Below are 22,266 nucleotides of genomic sequence, written 5' to 3'. Positions count from 1 at the left end.
GCCTCAGGTCCTGCGGAACCACACGGTGGCCAGCGGCGGCACCGAGATGTCGGCGTGGGCCGGCTGCCCGGCGTGCTCGCCCTCGACCGCGGTGACCGCCCCGTAGTTGCCCACCCCGGAGCCGGTGTAGGCCTCGGCATCGGTGTTGAGCACCTCGTTCCACTGCCCGGTCGCCGGCAGCGCCAGCCGGTAGCCGTGGTGCGGCACCGCGGAGAAGTTCGAGACGCAGACCAGGTCGGGTGCGCCCTCGGCCCGACGTACGAACGAGAACGTGTTGCGCCCGGCGTCGTTGCCGTCGAGCCAGACGAAGCCCTCGGGGAGTGGTCCTGGGCCCAGAGCGCGGCGGTGTCGGCGTAGGTCCGGTTGAGATCGCGCACGAGGCTGTGCACGCCCCGGTGCTCGGGGTGGTCCAGCAGCCACCAGTCGAGCTCGCGGGCCTCGGCCCACTCCGACTCCTGGCCGAGCTCGACGCCCATGAACACCAGCTGCTTGCCCGGGTGGGCCCACATGTAGGCCAGGTAGGCGCGCAGGTTGGCCAGCTGCTGCCAGCGGTCCCCGGGCATCTTGCGCAGCAGGGAGCCCTTGCCGTGCACGACCTCGTCGTGGCTGATCGGCAGGCAGTAGTTCTCCGACCACGCGTAGACCAGCGAGAACGTCATCTCCCCGTGGTGGTGGGCGCGGTGCACCGGGTCGTTGGCCATGTAGGCCAGCGAGTCGTGCATCCAGCCCATGTTCCACTTCAGGCCGAACCCGAGACCGTCCTCGGAGGTCGGGCGGGTCACGCCGGGCCAGGAGGTCGACTCCTCGGCGATGGTGACCACGCCGGGGACCCGGCGGTAGACGGTGGCGTTCATCTCCTGCAGGAACTGCACGGCCTCGAGGTTCTCCCGACCGCCGTGGATGTTGGGCGTCCACTCGCCCTCCTCGCGGGAGTAGTCGAGGTAGAGCATCGAGGCGACGCCGTCGACGCGCAGGCCGTCGACGTGGAACTCCTCGCACCAGTAGATGGCGTTGGCGTAGAGGAAGTTGCGCACCTCGCGCCGACCGAAGTTGAAGATGTGGCTGCCCCACTCCTTGTGCCAGCCGCGCTGGGGGTTCGGGTCCTCGTAGAGCGGGGTGCCGTCGAAGCGGGCCAGGGCCCACTCGTCGGTGGCGAAGTGCCCCGGCACCCAGTCGAGGATGACGCCGACACCGGCCCGGTGCAGCCGGTCGACGAGCAGCCGGAACCCGTCGGGGTCCCCGAAGCGCGCGTCGGGGGCGAAGTACGACGTCACGTGGTAGCCCCACGAGCCGCCGAAGGGGTGCTGCATCACCGGCATCAGCTCGACGTGGGTGAACCCGAGGTCGACCACGTAGTCGACGAGATCGTCGGCCATCTGCTCCCAGGACCACATCGACCCGTCGTGGTTCTTCTTCCACGACGCCAGGTGCACCTCGTAGACGCTCATCGCGGAGGTGACCGGCTGCTGGGCGGCGCGCGCGGTCATCCACGCCTCGTCGCCCCAGGTGTAGGAGGACTCGAAGACGCGCGAGGCGGTGCTCGACGGCTTCTCGGCCCAGGCGGCCATCGGGTCGGCCTTGTCACGCCAATGCCCGTCGGCGGCCAGCACCGCGAACTTGTACGACGTGCCCGCGCCCACGTCGGGCACGAAGAGCTCCCAGACCCCGGAGGTGCCCAGCTGGCGCATCGGGTGCGCACGGCCGTCCCAGGAGTTGAAGTCGGCCTTCAGCCGGACCCCACGGGCCGAGGGGGCCCAGACCGCGAAGGAGGTGCCGCTCACAGCGCCGCCGGGCGTGCCGGGCGCGTCGTAGTGGTGCACGTGCGCGCCCAGCACCGTCCACAGCTGCTCGTGGCGGCCCTCGTTGATCAGGTGCAGGTCCATCTCGCCCAGCGTGGGCAGGAACCGGTAGGGGTCGTCGGAGTCCCAGGGCTCGCCCTCGTAGCTGACCGCGAGCTGGTAGGCGGGCACCTCGGCGACCGGCAGCACGCCGACCCACACGCCCTCGTGCTCGTGGTCGAGCGGGGTCTCGCCCCACTCGCCGGTCACGGTGACGCTGGAGGCCAGGGGACGCAGGACGCGCACCGTCACGGCGCCGTCGTGGGGGTGCGGGCCCAGCAGCGAGTGCGGGTGCCCGTGCTCACCGCGGACGAGCTGGTCGAGCTCGTTGCGGGGGACCGGGAGGACGGCGGGGCGGGGAGTCTGGGTCATGACGCTCCGATCTCGGCCACGGCCCGGAGCGGGATGTCCACCCAGGTCGGCCGGTTGCGGGTCTCGTAGACGGTCTCGTAGACGGCCTTGTCGGCGATGTAGGCGTGCAGCAGCGTCCGGTGCTCGGGGCTGATGTGTTCGCCGGCGTAGGCGACGAGGAAGTGGTTCTTGCTGCGGTTGGCCCACTCGGCGGCCTTGCGGGTGCGCAGCTCGACCCCGTCGGGGTCGTCCTCGGCCCAGGTCCGCTCGACCACGCGCGGGGCGTAGTCGAAGGAGCGCAGCATCCCGGCGACGTCGCGCCAGGGCGAGTCGGGCAGGAGCCGCTCGTGGAGCGGCTTGGCCGGCTCGCCCTCGAAGTCGACGATCTTCCAGCCCAGGGCGGTGCGCAGGGTCTGGCCCAGGTGCAGGTCGCCGTGCACCCGCTGGACCGGCACCTCGCCGAGTGCCCGCACCTGCTCGAACAGCGCCTCGAGCGCGCCGCGGTGCGCCTCCAGCCCGGGGGCGGCAGCGAGGGCCGCCGGGAGCCGGCCGCTCATCGTGGCGGCCAGGTCGGCTCCGGACGCGGAGCCGGTCGGGAAGTGCTCCGCGAGCAGGTCGTGCACCGCACGCAGGGTGTGACCCAGCCGGGTGGCCTCGCCGGCGAAGTCGCCGCCGGCCTCGGAGGCGTGCAGGTCGGGCTCGCGGTAGAGGTCGCGGACGCTGGCGAGCGCGAGGTCCCAGCCGTCGGAGGCGGTGCGCAGGAACTGCTGCAGCATCGCCAGCTGCATCACCCCGCCCGGCCCGGGCCGGTCGGTGCCCTCCTCGCGCTGCTCGGGGTCGACCCAGTCCACCCAGCCGTAGAGCGCGGCCACGTCGGTCGAGCCGACCCGGCTCAGCACCTCGTGCACCTGCACGTCCGGGTTGACCCCGGGCGTGACCTTGCGGAACACCTTCATCAGGGCGTCCTCGCCGAAGGCGACCGAGGAGTTCGACTGCTCGCCCGAGAACAACGTCGAGTGCGTGTCGAGGTCCAGGTCGTGGCCCGCCAACCGGTGGAAGGCCAGCGAGCTGGCGCCGTCGACGAGGTTGCCGCCGACCTCGCCGGCGGCCCGGTCGAAGGAGCGCAGCCAGCAGGCCATCGCCTCCCGGTCGTGCAGCGCGTCGTAGCCGTGCAGCAGGCCGCGGTCGGGGTCCTGCCAGGTGGCGACCAGCGCGTGCTCGATGCGTTGCTGCGGCTCGGGGTAGAGCGCCAGCGGCACCTGGTAGTGCTCCACGCGGTCGTCGGCGCCGGCCACGACGTCGTCGTAGGTCACCTCCACCAGGCAGAGCAGCACCACCGGTCCGTCCGCGACCGCGCCCGGGACCGTGCCCACGCGGCGTACGTCGCTGACGGTGAAGGGGCGGCCCTTGCCGCCGAACCACCGGGTGCGGCCCAGGTAGTCGACGAAGACCTCGCGGTCGGGGGCGACAGGCAGGTCGGGCGTGCTCGTCGGGTCGGTCACAGCAGCTGACCCTCCTCGTGGTGCTCCGGCGTGGTGAGCCGGAACCAGTAGAAGCCGTAGCCGGCCAGGGTGAGCAGGTAGGGCAGCTCGCCGATCTCGGGGAACGGCACCCCACCGATGATCTCGATGGGGCGGCGGCCCTCGAAGCGGCGCAGGTCGAGCTCGACCGGCTGGGGGAAGCGCGAGAGGTTGTTGACGCAGAGGATGACGTCCTCGTGGCCGTCCTCGTCGACGTGCTCGCGCACGTAGGACAGCACCGTGGAGTTCGAGCCGCCCAGGTCGTGGAACTCGCCGAGGCCGAACGCGGGGTGGTGCCGGCGGGCCAGGAGCATGCGGCGCGTCCAGTGCAGCAGCGAGGAGGGGTTCTCCATCTGCGCCTCGACGTTGACCGACTCGTAGCCGTAGATCGCGTCCTGGACCACCGGCAGGTCGAGCCGACCGGGGTTGGCTGAGGAGAAGCCGGCGTTGCGGTCGGAGGTCCACTGCATCGGGGTGCGCACCCCGTCGCGGTCGCCGAGCCAGATGTTGTCGCCCATCCCGATCTCGTCGCCGTAGTAGAGGACGGGGGAGCCGGGCAGGCTCAGCAGCAGCGCGTTGAACAGCTCGATCTGGTTGGTGTCGTTGTCGAGCAGCGGCGCCAGGCGCCGACGGATGCCGATGTTGGCCTTCATCCGCGGGTCCTTGGCGTACTCCGACCACATGTAGTCGCGGTCCTCGTCGGTGACCATCTCGAGGGTCAGCTCGTCGTGGTTGCGCAGGAAGATGCCCCACTGACAGTTGCGCGGGATCTCCGGGGTCTGCTCGAGGATCTCCGAGATCGGGTAGCGCGACTCGCGGCGCACGGCCATGAAGATGCGCGGCATGACCGGGAAGTGGAAGGCCATGTGGCACTCGTCGCCACCGGACTCGAAGTCGCCGAAGTACTCCACGACGTCCTGCGGCCACTGGTTGGCCTCGCACAGGAGCACCCGGCCGGGGTACTCCTCGTCCACGATCCGGCGCACCTTGCGGAGGAACTCGTGGGTCTCGGGGAGGTTCTCCCCGTCGGTGCCCGGTCGCTCGTAGAGGTAGGGCACGGCATCGAGGCGGAAGCCGTCCAGGCCCATGTCGAGCCAGACCTTCATCGCCTCGATCATCGCGTCGTGGACCGCGGGGTTGTCGAAGTTCAGGTCGGGCTGGTGGTGGAAGAACCGGTGCCAGAAGTACTGCTGGCGCACCGGGTCCCAGGTCCAGTTCGACGGTTCGGTGTCGACGAAGATGATCCGGGCGTCCTGGTAGAGGTCGTCGGTGTCGGACCAGACGTAGAAGTCGCCGTAGGGACCGTCCGGGTCGGAACGGCTGGCCTGGAACCACGGGTGCTGGTCGCTGGTGTGGTTCATGACGAAGTCGATGATCACGCGGATGCCGCGCTCGTGGGCCGCGCCCAGGAAGCGCTCGAAGTCCTCCATGGTGCCGATCGCCGGGAGCACCCCGGTGTAGTCGGCCACGTCGTACCCGCCGTCGCGCAACGGGCTCGGGAAGAACGGCGGCACCCACAGGCAGTCCACGCCGAGCCACTCGAGGTAGTCGAGCTTCTCGACCAGGCCGGCGAAGTCACCGGTGCCGTCGCCGTTGGAGTCGCGGAAGGACCGGACCAGCACCTCGTAGAAGACCGCGGACTTGAACCAGTCCGGGGTCGCGTGGGCCGCGTGGTCGGCGTCGACGCCGGAGTCGGTGTGACCGTCGACGACCGGGTCGTCGCCGAGGGGTGGACCATCGGCGTGGGCCACCTGGGCGGTGGTCGGGTCGGCGTCGGTCACGCAGTCCTCCTGATGCTCAGCACGTGAGCGGGTTCGTGGTGGGGGTCGAGGCGCACGTAGTTGTGCTGGCCCCAGCTCCAGTCCTCACCGGTGATCTCGTCGTGGACGACGTAGGTGTCGCCCCAGTCCATGCCCAGGGCGGGCAGGTCGATGTGCACGGTCGTCTCGCGGGTCGCGTGCGGGTCGAGGTTGATGACCACGACGACGGTGTCGCTGGTCGGGTCGCCGGCCACGGCCTGCTTGCTGAAGACGAGCACGTTCTCGTCGTCGCTGGAGTGCACCACCACGGTGCGCAGCAGCTGCAGCGCGCGGTGCTGGCGGCGGATCTGGTTGAGCCGGGTGAGGTACGGCGCGAGGGTGCGGCCCTCGGACTCGGCGGCGTCCCAGTCGCGGATCCGGATCTGGAACTTCTCCGAGTCCAGGTACTCCTCGCTGCCGGGCTTGACCGCCACGTGCTCGTAGAGCTCGTAGCCGGCGTAGACGCCCCAGGTGGGGGAGCCGGTGGCGGCCAGCGCGGCGCGGACCTTGAACGCCGCCGGGCCGCCGTACTGCAGGTAGGCGTGCAGGATGTCGGGGGTGTTGACGAAGAAGTTGGGCCGCATCAGGTGCGCGGTCTCCGTGGCGAGCTCGGTGAGGTACTCCTCGATCTCCCACTTCGCGGTGCGCCAGGTGAAGTAGGTGTAGCTCTGCTGGAAGCCGACGGCCCCGAGCCCACGCATCATCGCCGGGCGGGTGAAGGCCTCGGCCAGGAAGATCACGTCGGGATCGGTGCGCCGGACCTCGCCGAGCAGCCACTCCCAGAACTCGACCGGCTTGGTGTGCGGGTTGTCGACGCGGAAGATCCGCACTCCGTGCGACATCCACAGCCGCACGACGCGCAGCACCTCGCGCCGGATGCCCTCGGGGTCGTTGTCGAAGTTGACCGGGTAGATGTCCTGGTACTTCTTCGGCGGGTTCTCGGCGTAGGCGATCGAGCCGTCGGCGCGGGTGGTGAAGAAGTCCGGGTGCTCGGTGACCCACGGGTGGTCGGGGGCGGCCTGGAGCGCGAGGTCGAGGGCCACCTCGAGCCCGAGCTCGCCGGCACGGGCCACGAACGCGTCGAAGTCCTCGAAGGTGCCGAGCTCGGGGTGGATCGCGTCGTGACCGCCGTCCTTCGACCCGATGGCCCAGGGGGAGCCCGTGTCGTCGGGTCCCGGGGTCAGGGTGTTGTTGGGCCCCTTGCGGTTGACCTCGCCGATCGGGTGGATCGGCGGCAGGTAGATCACGTCGAAGCCCATCGCGGCCACGGCGTCGAGGCGTTGCGCGGCGGTGCGGAGGGTGCCGCTGGTGATCGCGCCGGTCTTCTCGTCGCGCGTGGCGCCCTCGGAGCGCGGGAAGAACTCGTACCAGCTGCCGAAGAGCGCGCGCTCGCGGTCGGCGTACGCCGGGAACGGGCCCTCGACGGTGACCAGCTCGCGGATCGGGTGGTCGGCCAGGACGGTGGTCAGGGCGCTGTCCTGCAGCGCGGCCAGCCGGGCCTCGGCGGGACGGGCGGTGTCCTGCGCCGCCTTGATGGCGGCACGGAGCGTCGCGGCCTCGTCGGCGGCCCCCGCGGGCAGGTCGGCGAGCACCCGCTCGAGCAGCAGCCTGCCCTCGGTGAACATCAGCTCCACGTCGACGCCGGCGGGGATCTTCAGCCCCGCGTCGTGCTGCCAGGTGGCCAACGGGTCCGACCAGGCCTGGACCTCGAACGTCCAGGCGCCCTCGCGGTCGGGCGTCACCCAGGCGACGTACCGGTCGGGAGGCCCGTCCTGGGGGCGCATCCGGACCGGATCGCCGCGTCGACCGTCCGGCCCGGTGAGCACCACCTCCGCCGACAGCTTGTCGTGGCCCTCGCGGAACACGGTGGCCGTCACCGGGAAGGGCTCACCCACGGTGGCCTTCGCCGGCCGTCGACCGAGGTCGACCAAGGGCATGACGTCCAAGACAGGGATGCGACCGACCATGGCTCCACCCTTCCGTCCCACCTCCCGCGCTGCAAGCCGCCACCGGGGTGAGAGGGATCCGAGCCGACGGCGAGGGGCGGGTGGGCCGGTCGGCCCACCCGCCCCTCGGCGGTCGTACGGGGTGGATCAGCGGGCGAAGACCTGCAGCTCCGAGGCGTGCACGATCGTCCCGCGGTCGGACGCCGTGGCGCAGTCGGTGTCGTTGGCCGGGTCGTTGTCCTGCTCACCGGCGTAGCCGGGGGTGCCGGTGCACTGGTTCTGCAGGGTGACCAGACGCACCGCGGCGGCCCGGGTCGGCTGGATCCTGAAGGAGCGCAGGATCTGGTCCGGTGCGACCGGGCGGGGGCGCACGGCCGGGAAGGCGTCCTTCTGCGAGGTGTAGACCCGCTTCCAGGTCGCCTTGGCCGAGTCGCAGCCGGAGGTGCAGACCTCGATCGCGAACTGGCGCAGGGCGGTGAAGCGCGAGCCCGAGGCCGGGTCCTCGTCGACCGCGAGCGGCACCGGGTCGTCCGAGGCCGGGGCCGGGGTCAGCAGCGCGCTGACCTGGACCCGTCGGATGGTGTGCGTGCCCTTGGCCAGGTCGACGGAGACGTAGGGGCGGGACTGGTCGACGTTGGTCTCGGTCACCGCGCCCCAGTTGGTGGCCTCCTTGCCGTCGATGAGGTGAGCGGTGTTGAGGGAACCGGCGGTCGCGTCGATGACCTTGGCGCCGTTGGCCGCAGCGGCCAGGTTCTTCTGCTTGGTCAGGCGCACCGTCTTCTTCTCACCGGCGCGGACCCGCATCGTGAACCGCTTGAAGCCGCCCTTGCCGGAGGTGTACAGCATCTTGTAGGTGCCGGGCACGAAGGTGGCCGTGGCGGAGAGCCTCGACTTCGGCGAGGTGTCGGCGACGGGGGTGACCCGGGCCTGGTACTCACCGACGAAGATCTTGCCGGCGCCGCGCGAGGCCTTGAAGGTGACGGTGCCGTTGCGCTGCTGCGGGGAGGCGAAGCCGCCCTTGACCTTGTCGGAGTCGGCGTCCGGGGTGGACGCGTTCTTGCCCATGCCGCGCTGGGCGAAGGCCTTCCACATGACCTGGGTGTCCTCGCCGCCGAAGCGCATCCGGTCCGCGGCCAGCATGGCGTCGCGGGCGTCGAGCATCGAGGTGGCGCCCTGCTGGAGCAGGAAGCTGTCGAACATCAGCTGGACCCAGCGACGGTTGCCGGGGCAGTACTGCGGGGCGATCGGGCTCGCGTCGTCGGCGGCCTGGGCGCAGCGCAGCTGGAGGCGCTTGTCCTGGTAGGGGTAGGCGCGGTTGTGCTTGGCGACCAGCGCCTGGCGCACCGACCACATGGTGCCGTTCCAGATCTCGCCGTCGGCGTGCACCTCGGCACCGGTGGTGTCGAAGCCGTAGTTGCCGTAGTTCAGCGGGTTCTTGTTGATCGCGTAGTCACGGATGGCCACGCGCTTGTTGCCGGTGGCGTAGACGCCCACGGCCCAGACGTTGCCACCGTTGTCGTAGCCGTGGCTGAACTGGTACTCCGCGGCCACCAGGTCGCCCCACGACTCGCCCATGGCACCACCCTGCTCGGAGGTCAGGCCCTCGTCGGGCCCGGCGACCATGCGGTTGGAGATGGCGTGGGTGTACTCGTGACCCACGATGCCCATGTCGAGCCCGCCATCGGTGCACGGGGCGTAGAAGGCGCCGGCGATCGGCTGGAAGAGGTACTGGTTGGTGATGCCCGGCACGCCGTCCTGCAGGGTGATCTGGTTGGCGTTGTCGCGGCCAAGGAACGACGGCTGGCCGCCGCTGAGGGCGCCGGCCTGGACGTTGCCGACCTCCTGGTCGCCGGGGACGCCGCCGCGACCGAAGTTGTCGAGCTGCATGTTGTAGTTCGACTCGGTGAAGCCGAGGTAGTAGCTGTAGTCGTGCATCCGGTTGTGCGAGACGAAGAGGTTCTGCGTCGAGAACTCGATGTCGTTGCCGCCCGGGCGCAGCTGCGTCGGGTCGCACTTGGAGTTGTTCCACGCGTCGGTGAACTCGGCGGTGTACTCACGCGTCGGGGACACCGGTGCCTGGAAGAGGCCGCCAGGGGTCAGCGGGCTGGCCCACGCCTCGTGGGTGTTGGCGTTGTTGCCGACGGTGGTCGCCGTGGTGGTGCCGGTCGCGTCCAGCGCGTCCCACGGGTAGGTGGCGGCGATGTTCTTCAGCGGCCCCGTGGGCAGGGTGCAGTCGGGGCCCGCGACCCAGCACCCGATGACGGAGTTCTTCGGGACGGACTCGTCGTTCACCGAGGTCATCGACGGGTTCGCCGGGAAGTAGCGCCACTGCGGCGAGAAGAGCTCGCCACCCGCGGAGGGGGTTCCCGAGTCGCTGGTGGACAGCAGCAGCGAGTAGGTGCCCGAGACGGCACCGGCGCTGTCGAAGGGACACACCTGCACGGCGTAGACGCCGGCCTTCAGGTCGTCCGAGGAGTACGTCGCCAGCTCGGGGCTGGTCAGCAGGTCCTGGGTGAACAGCAGCTGGCCCGAGGCGCCGAAGATCTTGACGGTGATGTCGTCGGCGGGCGTGCTCAGCCCCAGCGCGTTGATGGTGCGCGTCTTGTCGTCGGTGAGCTCGAAGTCGTGCTTGGGGCCGCACGAGTCGCCGGTGAAGCTGCCGGTGAAGACGTCGTTGACCTGGTCGTGCTCGACCTTGTTCTCGCGGTGCAGGACCTTGCCGGTCACGGCGTCGACCATGACGGTGTAGGCGAAGGCGACGCCCGCGTCGTTGTCGACGACGTTGGCCTCCAGGACCGGTCGGACCGTGCCGTCGGCCAGGGCCAGGGCCCGCAGGCGCACCTGCTGCTGCTGGGCGAAGCCAGGCACGCTCAGCGTCGTCCAGCCGTCGGTGGCGGTCGCGACGATCTTGGCGACGGTGGAGGTGTCGAGGTTGCGGCCGACGTTGCGGGCGGCAGCGACCCAGCCCTGCAGCGGGCTCAGCTTCGCGGCGCCGGCGTCGAGGGACGCGCTGGTGGGCACCAGCGACGAGGAGACGTAGGTGACCTCCCCGCGGGCGATCCCGACGGTGACCATGCTGCCCAGCGCAGGGGTCAGGTCGCCGAAGCGCTGACGCAGGAGGACGGCGTACCCGGGGTGCGGGGCGCCGTCGAACGCCGCGAGCTCCTGGGCGTTGACGAGCTCGAGCCCGCGCATCTGGGTGGCGCTCAGGCCGAAGACCCCGGCGTTCGCCTCGAGCCACGCACGTGCCGACTTCTCGGCGTTGGCGGCGCCACCGCCCGGGAAGGCGGCCTTCGCCAGCACGCCCGAGGTGGGCAGGATCGAGGCAGGGGTGCCGAAGTCGTTCCAGCGCAGGCTCGCGGTGCCCAGGGCGCCGGCGAGGCGCTCCTGCACCGCGCTCGGCGCCGCGGTGCCGCGGGCGTCGAGCTCGGACAGGCCGGGCACGGAGTCGCCGAGCGTGGTCACGGCGTCGGCGGCACGGCCGGGGGCCGCAGCGGTCGCGTTCTGGGCGAGGGCGGGGAACTGCGCGAGGCCGGAGACCAGGGTGGCGGTCGCCAGGGCCAGGGCCGCCGTCTTGCGGCGGCGTCTGCGCTCGGGGTTCGAGGTCATGGCTGCTCAACGTCAGGGACCGGTCGCCGTTATGTGCCGGGACCGAGAAACCTGAGTGCGTGACAGGTTCGTGACCTGGCGGACCCTGCGGCAATGGTTTTGGATCGTTCCAGACGAGGGGTAGCGTCAGGGGGTGCGAGCGATCCGACGATTCACCGTCCGTCCTGTCCTCCCCGCCTCCCTGGGCGCCCTGAACGAGCTCGCAGGCAACCTGCGCTGGTCCTGGCACCCCCCGACGCAGGACGTCTTCGCCGCGGTCGACGCCGAGCTGTGGGAGTCCACCGGCCACGACCCGGTGCGGCTGCTCGCCTCGGTGGCCGGTGAGCGCCTCGCGGCCCTGGCGGCCGACGAGGGCTTCGTGGCCCGTCTCGAGGCGGCGCGCGCCGACCTCGCGGCGTACGTCGACGGGGACCGGTGGTACCAGAAGCGCACCGCCCAGGGCACCCTGACCGGCCCCGCCGGGGGAGCGGCCCCGCGCGCGATCGGCTACTTCTCACCGGAGTTCGGCATCACCGCGGTGCTGCCGCAGTACTCCGGTGGGCTCGGCATCCTCGCCGGCGACCACCTCAAGGCGGCCAGCGACCTCGGCGTCCCGATCATCGGCGTCGGGCTGCTCTACCGGCACGGCTACTTCCGCCAGTCGCTGTCCCGCGACGGGTGGCAGCAGGAGACCTACCCCGTCCTCGACCCAGACGAGCTGCCGATCTCGCTGCTGCGCGAGGAGAGCGGTGCGCCCGCGACGATCAGCATCGCAATGCCCGGCGGTCCCGACCTGCTCGCCCGCATCTGGGTCGCCTCGGTGGGCCGCGTGCCGCTGCTGATGCTCGACACCGACGTCGAGGGCAACCCCGAGCACTACGTCGACGTCACCGACCGCCTGTACGGCGGCACCTCGGAGCACCGCCTGCGCCAGGAGCTGCTGCTCGGCGTCGGCGGGGTCCGCGCGCTGCGGGTCTTCTCGCGGTTGACCGGCCACCCCGAGCCCGAGGTCTTCCACACCAACGAGGGCCACGCCGGCTTCCTCGGCCTGGAGCGCATCCGCGAGCTGACCGCCGCCGCCGGCGGCCCGGGCCTCGACTTCGACACCGCGCTCGAGGTCGGGCGCGCCTCCACCGTCTTCACCACCCACACCCCGGTGCCGGCCGGCATCGACCGCTTCGAGCGGACCCTCGTCGAGCAGTACTTCAGCGAGGGCGGCGCGACCCCGGGCGTCCCGGTGGAGCGCATCCTCGCGCTCGGCGCGGAGGACTACGAGGGCGGCGACGGCGCCGTCTTCAACATGGCGGTGATGGGCTTCCGGCTCGCCCAGCGCGCCAACGGCGTCTCGCAGCTGCACGGTGAGGTCTCGCGCGGCATGTTCCGCGGCCTGTGGCCCGCCTTCGACGAGGCCGAGGTGCCGATCACCTCCATCACCAACGGCGTGCACGCCCCGACGTGGGTGGCCCGCGAGGTCTTCGGGCTCGCCGAGGGTGCCGACCCCGACTCCGACGACACCGGCGCGTTCTTCGCCGCCGCCGACGACGTGCCCGGCGCCCGGGTCTGGGAGGTCAAGCGCGCGCTGCGCCTGCGCCTGGTCGAGGACGCCCGGGCCCGCCTGGCCCGGTCCTGGGCCGAGCGCGGCGCGGCCCCGGCCGAGCTGGGCTGGATCGACTCGGCGCTGGACCCCGACGTGCTCACGATCGGCTTCGCGCGCCGGGTGCCGTCGTACAAGCGGCTCACGCTGATGCTGCGCGACCCCGATCGGCTCAAGCGCCTCCTGCTCCACCCCGAGCGGCCCGTGCAGCTGGTGATCGCCGGCAAGTCGCACCCCGCCGACGACGGCGGCAAGCGCCTGATCCAGGAGATGGTGCGCTTCGCCGACGACCCCGAGGTGCGCCACCGCATCGTCTTCCTGCCCAACTACGACATCGCGATGGCCCAGCCGCTCTACCCCGGCTGCGACGTCTGGCTCAACAACCCGCTGCGCCCCTACGAGGCGTGCGGCACCTCCGGCATGAAGGCGGCCCTCAACGGCGGCCTGAACCTCTCCATCCTCGACGGCTGGTGGGACGAGTGGTACGACGGCCGCAACGGCTGGGCGATCCCCTCGGCCGACGGGCTCGACGACGCCGACCGCCGCGACGACCTCGAGGCCTCCGCCCTCTACGACCTGCTGGAGAACCAGGTCGCGCCGCGCTTCTACGACGTGGACGCTGACGGGGTGCCCACCGGCTGGGTGGAGATGCTGCGCCACACCCTGAGGTCGCTGGGGCCCAAGGTGCTGGCCACCCGCATGGTCCGCGACTACGTGCTCGAGCTCTACGCCCCCGCCACCGGCCACGCCCGCGCGCTGAACAGCGACTACGCCGGAGCCGTCGACCTCGCAGCCTGGAAGCGGCGCGTCCTCGCGGCCTGGCCCGACGTGCGCGTCGAGCACGTCGAGAGCAGCGGGGTCAACGACGCCCCCGAGGTGGGCGCGGTCCTGACGACCCGGGCGTTCGTGGCCCTGGGCGGGCTGGACCCGCAGGACGTCTCCGTGCAGCTGGTGCACGGCCGCGCCGACGCCGAGGACCGCATCCTGGACCACGACCACGACGAGCTGACGCTGGCCGAGACCTACGAGGGTGGGCGGCACCGCTTCGACGGCGACGTCTCGCTGACCCACTCCGGCGCCTTCGGCTACACCGTGCGGGTGCTGCCCAAGCACGCCCTGCTGGCCTCCGACGCCGAGCTCGGCGTGGTCGCGCTGCCCCTCTGAGGTCGGGTCGCTCAGGGAGCGGTGCTGCGCAGGACCACGACGCTGCGTCGACCCACGCTGAGGTCGTCGCCGGCGCCGACCACCGTCCCCACCGGCAGCCGCGCGTCGGTGGAGAGCACCACCTCGCCGCGCTGCACCCAGTCGTTCTCGGGGAGCTCGACGCGCTGGGGCAGCCAGCCGGAGCTGAACCACACCATGAACGAGGCGTCGACCTGCTGCTCGCCGTGCGGGCCGGGAGCGCGCAGCGGGGCCCCGGAGACGAACATGCCGATCGTGCGCAGGTCCGGGTCGTGCCAGTCCTCGGGGCTCATCTCGCGTCCGGTCGGGTGCAGCCAGGCGAGGTCCTTGGGTCCGCCGCGGATCGTCGGGCGGCCCTCGAACCAGTGCCGCTGGCGCAGCGCCGGGTGCGCGCGCCGTAGCGCCAGCGCCGTCCGCGTCACCTCGTAGACGTCGAGCCACGCGTCGTCGGTGCGCCAGTCGACGTACGAGATCTCGTTGTCCTGGCAGTAGGCGTTGTTGTTGCCGCGCTGGGTGCGCCCGCGCTCGTCGCCCGCGGTGATCATCGGCACCCCGTTGGACAGGCACAGGGTCGCCATGATGTTCGCGGCCTGGCGGCGCCGCACCGCCACGATCGCGGGGTCGTCGCTCTCGCCCTCGACGCCGTGGTTCCACGAGCGGTTGTTGTCGGTGCCGTCGCGGTTGCCCTCGCCGTTGGCCTCGTTGTGCTTGTGCTCGTGGCTGACCAGGTCACGCAGGGTGAAGCCGTCGTGGGCGGTGACGAAGTTGATCGAGGCGTACGCCGAGCGGCCGTCGTCGGCGTACAGGTCCGAGGAGCCGGCCAGCCGGGTCGCGACGGTGTGCGTGCCGCGGTTGTGGTTGCGCCAGAAGTCCCGGATCTCGTCACGGAACTGGTCGTTCCACTCCACCCACGGCGGCGGCATCCGCCCCACGAGGTACCCGTCCATGGAGGCGTCCCACGGCTCGGCGATCAGCTTGACGTGGCGCAGCACCGGGTCCTGGCCGATGGCCACCAGCAGGTCGGAGTTCATGTCGATGTCGTAGCCGGTGCGGGTCAGCGCCGACATCAGGTCGAAGCGGAATCCGTCGACGTGCATCTCGGTGACCCAGTAGCGCAGCGAGTCGAGGATCAGCCGCAGCGCCAGGGGGTTGTTGGAGTTGACCGTGTTGCCGCACCCGGTGACGTCCCAGTAGGTGTCGTCGAAGCGCATCTCGCCGGTCTCGGGGTCGGCCGCCGGCTCCACGCGCTTGTAGAAGCCGCGGTCGTCGAGGCCGCGGAAGCTCAGCGTCGGCCCGGTGGGGCCCGCCTCGGCGGTGTGGTTGTAGACGACGTCGAGGATGACCTCGAGGCCGGCGCGGTGCAGTGCCTTGACCATCTCCTTGAACTCGCGCACCTGCTGGCCGTGCTCGCCCGAGGACGAGTACGCGGCGTGCGGGGCGAAGTAGCCGATGGAGTTGTAGCCCCAGTAGTTGGTGGCGCCGCGCTCGGTCAGCGACGGCTCGGAGACGAACTGGTGCACCGGCAACAGCTCGACCGCGGTCACCCCGAGGTCGCGCAGGTAGTCGGTCACCGCCGGGTCGGCGAGCCCGGCGTAGGTGCCGCGCAGGTGCTCGGGCACCCGGTCGTGCAGGGCGGTGAGCCCCTTGACGTGCGCCTCGTAGATGACCGTGTCGCGCCAGCGGCGCCGCATCGGGGCGTCTCCCTCCCAGTCGAAGCCGGGGTCCACCACGACGCTGCGCGGCACGTGCGCCGCGGAGTCGTGGTCGTCGCGGACCGCGGGGGAGCCGAGCACGTGGGCGAAGGCGGGCTGCTCGGGCACCAGGTCGCCGGTGACCGCCAGGGCGTAGGGGTCCAGCAGCAGCTTCGCGGGGTTGAAGCGCAGCCCCTCGTCGGGCGCCCAGGCCCCGTCGACGCGGAAGCCGTACGGCGTCCCGGGGCGCACGTCGGGCAGCGCACCGTGCCAGATGCCCAGCGACTGCTCGGTGAGCTGGTGGCGCTCCTCGACCTCCTCACCGTCGGGGGCCTCGACGAACAGGCACACCCAGACCCCGGTCGCCGCGGGGGCGTAGACCGCGAAGTTGGTCGAGGCCGGGGACCAGGTGGCCCCGAGGGGCCAGTTGCGTCCGGGCCACACGCGAGCCGTCTGGCCCAGGTGGGTCCACGTCGAAGGAGTCACACGCACCAGTCTCCCAGGCCCGGGGCGGCCGGTGGCACGATGCCGGGTGCACGCTGCGCGTGCCGAGCAGTCTTTACCGACCAGAGAGGTAGTGCCCCGTGGCTGAGCAAGCCGAGTTCGTGCGTCTCGAGGTGGCCGACGGTGTGGCCACCATCCGCCTGGACCGTCCGAAGATGAACGCGATCTCCGTCCAGGTCCAGGAGGAGCTGGTCCGCGTGGTCGCCGAGGTCGTGGAGCGCGACGACGTCAAGGCGGTCGTGCTGACCGGTGGTGAGCGCGTCTTCGCCGCCGGCAACGACGTCAAGGAGATGGCCGACATGTCGCACACCGACATGGTCAAGCGCTCCGGGCCGCTCCAGGCCGCCGTCACCGCCGTGGCCCGCATCCCCAAGCCGGTCGTCGCGGCCGTCAACGGCTACGCCCTGGGCGGCGGCTGCGAGCTCGCGCTCGCCGCGGACGTCCGGGTGGCGGGGGAGCGCACCGTCATGGGCCAGCCCGAGGTGCTGCTGGGCATCATCCCCGGCGCCGGCGGCACCCAGCGGCTCGCGCGGCTGGTCGGTCCGAGCAAGGCCAAGGACATCATCCTCACCGGTCGCTTCGTGAAGGCCGACGAGGCCCTGGCGATCGGTCTGGTCGACCGGGTCGTGCCCGACGAGTCGGTCTACGAGGAGGCGCTCACCTGGGCGCGACAGTTCGCCGGGGCGGCGACGTACGCCGTGCGCGCGGCCAAGGAGTGCATCGACCGGGGCCTCGAGGTCGACCTCGACACGGGGCTCGAGATCGAGCGGATGCAGTTCGCCGCGCTGTTCGCCACGCAGGACCGGACCATCGGTATGTCATCCTTCGTCGAGAACGGACCGGGCAAGGCTCAGTTCTCGGGCAGCTGAGCCGGCAGGCGAGTACCCCCTCTCGAAGGAGACGCACGTGGCACTGGGCAGGTTGGGCAAGCGTGACGGCAAGGCCGTCGCTGACGAGTCGGAGACGGGGACGACGACCACGTCGAAGCCCGCGAAGCCGGCCAGCACCCGCTCCGGGCCGAGCGTCGCCGGCGTGCGCACGCGGATCGCGACCGTGGTCTGGGCGGTCTTCGTGCTGCTGGCGCTGGTGCTGGCGGTCGGCGCGCTGCTGATCGCCATCGGTGCCAACCGGGACAACGGGCTCGTGCAGTTCGTCCTCGACCTCGCCGACGGGGTCGACCTCGGGGTGTTCTCCCGCGAGAACGGCATCCGCGAGTTCGACGGCTCGAACGCCGAGACGAAGAACGCCCTGTTCAACTGGGGCCTCGGGGCGGTGGCCTACCTCGTCATCGGCCGCCTGCTCGAACGCGTCATCAAGCCGTGACCTGCGCCTGAGCAGAGCACGCGACACCGCAGGGCCGTGACAGCACCGCTGTCACGCATGTGAGATACCCAACCGTGCACGGTGTACCGCCGAGCGCTTACGCACGGGTAATCTCCCCGACACCACCGAGTCCACAGGAGGGGCCCTCACCGGGCCAGATCCCATGAACATTGTTGTCTGTGTGAAGTACGTGCCCGACGCGACCGCCGACCGTCAGTTCGAACAGGACCTCACCGTCGACCGCGTCGGCGTCGACGGTCTGCTGTCCGAGCTCGACGAGTACGCCATCGAACAAGCCCTGCAGCTCAAGGAGAAGTCCGGCGACGACACCGAGGTGACCGCGCTCTGCGTGGGCCCGGAGAAGGCCGTCGACGCGGTGCGCAAGGCGCTGCAGATGGGTGCCGACAAGGGCATCCACGTCTCTGACGAGGCCATCGCCGGTTCCGACTACCTCGCGACGTCCCTGGTCCTGGCCAAGGCGATCGAGAAGGCCGGCGCCGAGAAGCCGGTCGACCTGGTCATGTGCGGCATGGCCTCGACCGACGCCTCCGGCTCGGTCGTCCCGGCGATGCTCGCCGAGCGCCTCGACCTGCCCCAGGTGACCTTCGCCTCGGTCGTCGAGTCGCAGGGTGACCAGGTCCGCGTCAAGCGCGACGGCGACACCGCCACCGAGGTCATCGGCGCGACCATGCCGCTGGTGCTCTCCGTCACCGACCAGACCGGCGAGGCCCGCTACCCCTCCTTCAAGGGGATCATGGCGGCGAAGAAGAAGCCGATGGAGACCTGGTCGCTGGCCGACATCGGTGTCGACGCCGACCAGGTGGGCCTCTCGGTCGCGTGGTCGCAGGTCGACGAGGCAACCGCCCGCCCGCCGCGTACCGCCGGCGAGGTCGTCACCGACGAGGACGGGTCGGGCGCCGAGGCGCTCACCGGGTTCCTCGCCTCCAAGAAGTTCATCTGAGGAGCGACTGAGATGTCTGAAGTCCTGGTTGTCGTCGACCACGTCGACGGCGCGATCCGCAAGCCCACCCTCGAGCTCCTCGCCCTGGCCAAGCGCCTGGGGGAGCCCTCGGCCGTCCTCTTCGGCGGCTCGGACGTGGCCTCCGCCGCGACCGAGAAGCTGAAGGCCTTCGGTGCCGAGAAGATCTACGTGATCGACGACGCCGAGATCAAGGGCTACCTGGTGGCCCCCAAGGCCGAGGCCCTGCAGCAGCTGGTCGAGAAGACCAGCCCCGCCGCGGTGCTCTTCGTCTCCGGCTACGAGGGCAAGGAGGTGGCCGCCCGTCTGGCCATCAAGATCGGCTCCGGCCTGATCACCGACGCCGTCGACGTCGAGGACGGTGGCGTGACCACCCAGTCGGTCTTCGCCGGCAACTTCACCGTCAAGGCCAAGGTCACCCACGGCACCCCGCTGATCACCGTCAAGCCGAACTCCACCTCCCCGGTGGAGGAGGCCGGTGCCGGCGCCGTCGAGGAGTTCGCCGTGACGATCTCCGACTCGGCGAAGAAGGCCCAGATCGTGGCCTCCCAGCCGCGTCAGGCCTCGGGTCGCCCCGAGCTGACCGAGGCCGCGATCGTGGTCTCCGGCGGTCGTGGCACCGGTGGCGACTTCACCCCGATCGAGGGCCTGGCCGACGCGCTCGGCGCCGCCGTCGGTGCCTCGCGCGCCGCCGTCGACTCCGGCTGGATGCCGCACACCTTCCAGGTGGGCCAGACCGGCAAGACCGTCTCGCCGCAGCTCTACGTGGCCAACGGCATCTCCGGTGCGATCCAGCACCGCGCCGGCATGCAGACCTCGAAGACGATCGTGGCGGTCAACAAGGACGAGGAGGCCCCGATCTTCGAGCTCGTGGACTTCGGCGTCGTCGGCGACCTCCACGCCGTGCTCCCGGCTGCCACGGAGCAGATCAACCAGCGCAAGGGCTGAGCGTCCGGCTCACCTCACCGACAGGGGAGGATCCTCGGCACCAGGTGCCGAAGATCCTCCCCTGTCGTCATTGCGGCAGCGTGGGCACGCTCGCAGGCTGCCGGTCCAGCCGCGGGCGGCGAGCACCGACGCGACCACTCGAGCCAGGCGGCACGGCTCCAGCACCTGGCGCCACCCGGCTCGCAAGGTCACCGCGCCCGAGGCCAGCGACTCCAGGTCGCGCTCGAGGTCGCGCCACCGGTCCGCCGCGAGCTCGTGGCCCAGTCGACCGTCCAGCTCGATGAGAACGCCGTGGTCACCGACCACGACGTCGCGGTAGACGATGGCTCCGCCGGCGACGGCTCGGACCTGTCGCTGCGCCGGAGGCAGGGCGTGGGCGCGCTCGACATCGCGCAGGTACCGGCGCTCAAGCGGCGACATCGTCCCGGCGGCGACGTCCGCGACCACGTCGACGAGCAGGCGCCGACGCGGGAGCCGGGTCATCGACGCGAGCGCCGCCGACAGCCGGTCGGGGGTGGTGCGCCCCAGTTGGCAGGCGTCGGCGAGCACGGCCACGGCGCGATCGTCGTCCCGGGCTGAGGAGGCGACGGTCAGGACGGCGGGCTCGAGCCGCTGCCGCGGAGGTGAGAGGTGCGACTGGACCTGCGCGTCGAAGTCGCGCAGCCGGCGGGTGCGTACGCCGGGCGGGTCGTCCACACGACGTGCGTGCGCGACCACGAGGTCGATCGGGGCCCGCTCCTCTGCGGCGCCGGTACGAATCCCGAAGGCGCGCAGGCTGGAAGCGCCGGCCAGCGCCGCCGGGTCGTGCAGCAGGGTGGCGGCCCACGCCCGCTGCTCCCAGCTCAGAGGTCCGGTGTGGTCGACGTACACGCCCGGCAGCGCTCGAGCCCAGGTGCGGCGGCGCAGGAGCCGCTCGACGTCGACATCACGAGCACCAGCGGCCAGGACCTGCCTGCGGGAGACGACGCCGTGCTGCCGGGCCTGGGTCGCGCGCACGGCAGGCTCCCACGTCTGGCTCATGGTCAGAGCCTGACCGCGACGTACGGTCGCCAACCCCCGCCGACGTCCGGCTGTGGAGGGCCGGGCGGGGTGGGGTCAGGACAGGGCGGCGGCGAGGGCGGGCAGCAGGAGGTCGTAGGCGGCGCCGGTGAGGTGCACGCCGTCGTCGAGGAAGGCGCGGGGGCCGAGCGGGGCGAGGAGGGCGTGGGCGTCGACGACGCGCCCCCCGGCCGCGAGGCTCAGCGCGGCGCCGGCGGCGGCGTACGACGCCACGGTGGCGGCGGTGCGGTCGTCGGGACCGCCGAGCCGGGCCTCGTCGACGCCCGGCGGGGTGAGGTAGACCAGCCGGGCGACACCGGTCCCGTCGAGCCCGACGAGGTGGTCGAGCAGGGCCCGCAGGTTGTCCTCGAACTCGTAGGGCGGCACCGCCTTCCACGGGGCCGCGTCGTTGGTGCCGACGGAGACGACCACGCTGTCCTCGGGGCGCAGGTGCACGCCGTGGGCCTGGCCCAGGAGCTCGAAGGCGAACGAGCCGCCGACGGCGGCGTTGACCACCTCGGCGCCGGGCCGGGGGGCCAGTCGGTGCAGGTCGCGACGGACCCGGTCGAGGTGGCTGTCACCGAGCAGCACGATCCGCATGTCCGCAGCCTAGGAGGCGTCCGGTGGCACTGTCGCCGCCGTCTACGATCGCGCCATGACGTCGCTGACCAGCAGCCAGACCAGCAGCGAGGGTGTGCTCGAGCTGGCCACCCGGGCCCGCGCCGCCGGCCGCGGCCTCGCGCTGGCCAACCGCGCCACCAAGGACGCCGCCCTCGAGGCGATGGCCCAGGCGCTGCTCACCCACGCCGAGACGCTGCTGGCCGCCAACGCCGAGGACGTGCGGCGGGCCGAGGAGGGTGGCACCCCCGCGGGCATCGTAGACCGGCTGCGCCTGACCCACGACCGGCTCGCGGCGATGGCCCAGGGCCTGCGCGACGTGGCCGGGCTGCCCGACCCGGTGGGGGAGGTCGTGCGCGGCAGCACCCTGGCCAACGGGCTGGAGATGCGCCAGCTGCGGGTGCCGTTCGGTGTGGTCGGGATGATCTACGAGGCCCGGCCCAACGTGACCGCCGACGCCGCCGGGATCTGCCTCAAGTCCGGCAATGCGGTGCTGCTGCGCGGCTCCTCCAGCGCCGCGGCCAGCAACGCCGCGATCGTCGAGGTGCTGCGCGACGCGGTCGCGGCGGCCGGTCTCGACCCCGACGTGGTGCAGATGGTGCCGGCCGACTCCCGCGAGACCGTGCGGGCGATGATGCGCGCCCGCGGCCACATCGACGTGCTGATCCCGCGCGGGGGAGCCGGGCTGATCCGCAGCGTCGTGGAGGAGTCGACGGTGCCGGTGATCGAGACCGGCGTCGGCAACTGCCACGTGTACGTCGACCGGGCGGCCGACCTCGACAAGGCCCTGGCCGTCGTCCTCAACGCCAAGACCCACCGGCCCAGCGTGTGCAACGCCGCCGAGACGCTGCTGGTGCACGCCGACCTGGCCGCGACCTTCCTGCCCCGGGTGGTCTCGGCACTGCAGGAGGCCGGGGTCAGCGTGCACGGCGACGCGGCCACCGCCGCGCTCCCGGGCGTCGTGCCGGCCACGGAGGAGGACTGGGACACCGAGTACCTCTCGCTGGACATGGCCGTCGCGGTCGTGGGCTCGATCGACGGCGCGCTCGACCACGTCCGGCGCCACTCCAGCGGGCACACCGAGGCGATCCTCACCGAGGACCAGGGCGCTGCCCGCCGGTTCGTGGCCGAGGTGGACGCCGCCGCCGTGCTGGTCAACGCCAGCACCCGCTTCACCGACGGCGGCGAGCTCGGCTTCGGCGCCGAGATCGGGATCAGCACCCAGAAGCTGCACGCACGGGGGCCGATGGGCCTGCCCGAGATGACCTCGACCAAGTACGTCGTCACCGGTGACGGCCACGTGCGGTGACCGGTGCGGCCGCTGCGCCCCGGTGCCGCTAGTCTGTG

At 71.7% G+C, this 22,266-nt stretch carries 13 protein-coding genes and 1 pseudogene; 6 read left to right on the top strand and 8 right to left on the bottom strand.

All coding sequences use genetic code 11. From position 1 onward, the window contains the following. Positions 1-3: 3 nt before the first annotated feature. The 5 genes and pseudogenes from glgB to I601_RS19180 form a co-directional block, all read right to left on the bottom strand. Positions 4-2,210 (bottom strand): annotated as a pseudogene (glgB, locus tag I601_RS19200) (1,4-alpha-glucan branching protein GlgB). Further along, positions 2,207-3,691 (bottom strand): maltokinase N-terminal cap-like domain-containing protein, encoded by a 1,485-nt coding sequence (locus tag I601_RS19195; RefSeq protein WP_068113367.1) that lies wholly within the window; start codon positions 3,689-3,691, stop codon positions 2,207-2,209. The pseudogene glgB and the gene I601_RS19195 overlap by 4 nt, the downstream one beginning before the upstream one ends. Beyond that, on the bottom strand, positions 3,688-5,490 hold the full coding sequence (treS, locus tag I601_RS19190; protein ID WP_169834726.1) for a maltose alpha-D-glucosyltransferase: 1,803 nt from the start codon (positions 5,488-5,490) through the stop codon (positions 3,688-3,690). The genes I601_RS19195 and treS overlap by 4 nt, the downstream gene beginning before the upstream one ends. Next, entirely contained in the window at positions 5,487-7,445 is a 1,959-nt protein-coding gene (locus I601_RS19185; protein ID WP_472459174.1) for an alpha-1,4-glucan--maltose-1-phosphate maltosyltransferase, read from the bottom strand. The genes treS and I601_RS19185 overlap by 4 nt, the downstream gene beginning before the upstream one ends. 156 nt (positions 7,446-7,601) lie before the next feature. Next, positions 7,602-11,063: a M36 family metallopeptidase gene (locus I601_RS19180; protein ID WP_068113361.1), complete on the bottom strand. Its 3,462-nt coding sequence runs from the start codon at positions 11,061-11,063 to the stop codon at positions 7,602-7,604. Positions 11,064-11,196: 133 nt separating this feature from the next. On the opposite strand from I601_RS19180, the gene glgP reads away from it, so the two are divergent. After that, positions 11,197-13,800, top strand: a complete 2,604-nt coding sequence (gene glgP / locus I601_RS19175; protein ID WP_068113358.1) for an alpha-glucan family phosphorylase — start codon at positions 11,197-11,199, stop codon at positions 13,798-13,800. An 11-nt stretch (positions 13,801-13,811) separates the two neighbouring features. Here glgP and glgX read toward each other — a convergent pair whose 3' ends face one another. Continuing rightward, complete coding sequence (gene glgX / locus I601_RS19170; protein WP_068113354.1) at positions 13,812-15,995, bottom strand: glycogen debranching protein GlgX; 2,184 nt, start codon at positions 15,993-15,995, stop codon at positions 13,812-13,814. Positions 15,996-16,093: 98 nt separating this feature from the next. Between glgX and I601_RS19165 the strand changes: the two genes are divergently transcribed. The 4 genes from I601_RS19165 to I601_RS19150 all read left to right on the top strand — a co-directional run bounded on the left by I601_RS19165 (position 16,094) and on the right by I601_RS19150 (position 19,263). Next, a complete protein-coding gene (locus I601_RS19165; RefSeq protein WP_084527856.1) occupies positions 16,094-16,882 on the top strand; it encodes an enoyl-CoA hydratase/isomerase family protein in 789 nt (262 codons plus the stop codon). Between the two features lie 37 nt (positions 16,883-16,919). Then, complete coding sequence (locus I601_RS19160) at positions 16,920-17,336, top strand: hypothetical protein (RefSeq protein ID WP_237089481.1); 417 nt, start codon at positions 16,920-16,922, stop codon at positions 17,334-17,336. Between the two features lie 181 nt (positions 17,337-17,517). After that, positions 17,518-18,297, top strand: coding sequence for an electron transfer flavoprotein subunit beta/FixA family protein (locus I601_RS19155; protein WP_237089480.1), 780 nt, complete (start codon positions 17,518-17,520; stop codon positions 18,295-18,297). Between the two features lie 12 nt (positions 18,298-18,309). Further along, on the top strand, positions 18,310-19,263 hold the full coding sequence (locus I601_RS19150; protein ID WP_068113349.1) for an electron transfer flavoprotein subunit alpha/FixB family protein: 954 nt from the start codon (positions 18,310-18,312) through the stop codon (positions 19,261-19,263). Between the two features lie 9 nt (positions 19,264-19,272). Here the strand turns inward: I601_RS19150 and I601_RS19145 are convergent, their stop codons facing one another. Beyond that, positions 19,273-20,283 (bottom strand): hypothetical protein, encoded by a 1,011-nt coding sequence (locus I601_RS19145; RefSeq protein WP_068113346.1) that lies wholly within the window; start codon positions 20,281-20,283, stop codon positions 19,273-19,275. Positions 20,284-20,358: 75 nt separating this feature from the next. Further along, positions 20,359-20,901: an SGNH/GDSL hydrolase family protein gene (locus I601_RS19140; RefSeq protein WP_068113343.1), complete on the bottom strand. Its 543-nt coding sequence runs from the start codon at positions 20,899-20,901 to the stop codon at positions 20,359-20,361. A gap of 55 nt (positions 20,902-20,956) precedes the next feature. Here I601_RS19140 and I601_RS19135 point away from each other — a divergent pair, with 55 nt between their 5' ends. Beyond that, positions 20,957-22,228 (top strand): glutamate-5-semialdehyde dehydrogenase, encoded by a 1,272-nt coding sequence (locus I601_RS19135; protein WP_068113339.1) that lies wholly within the window; start codon positions 20,957-20,959, stop codon positions 22,226-22,228. The last annotated feature ends 38 nt before the right edge of the window (positions 22,229-22,266 follow it).

The sequence above is a fragment of the Nocardioides dokdonensis FR1436 genome, from assembly GCF_001653335.1.
Lineage (GTDB): Bacteria > Actinomycetota > Actinomycetes > Propionibacteriales > Nocardioidaceae > Nocardioides > Nocardioides dokdonensis.
The sequence above is the reverse complement of the archived record's forward strand: the minus strand, read 5'-3'. Positions and strand labels throughout refer to the sequence as shown.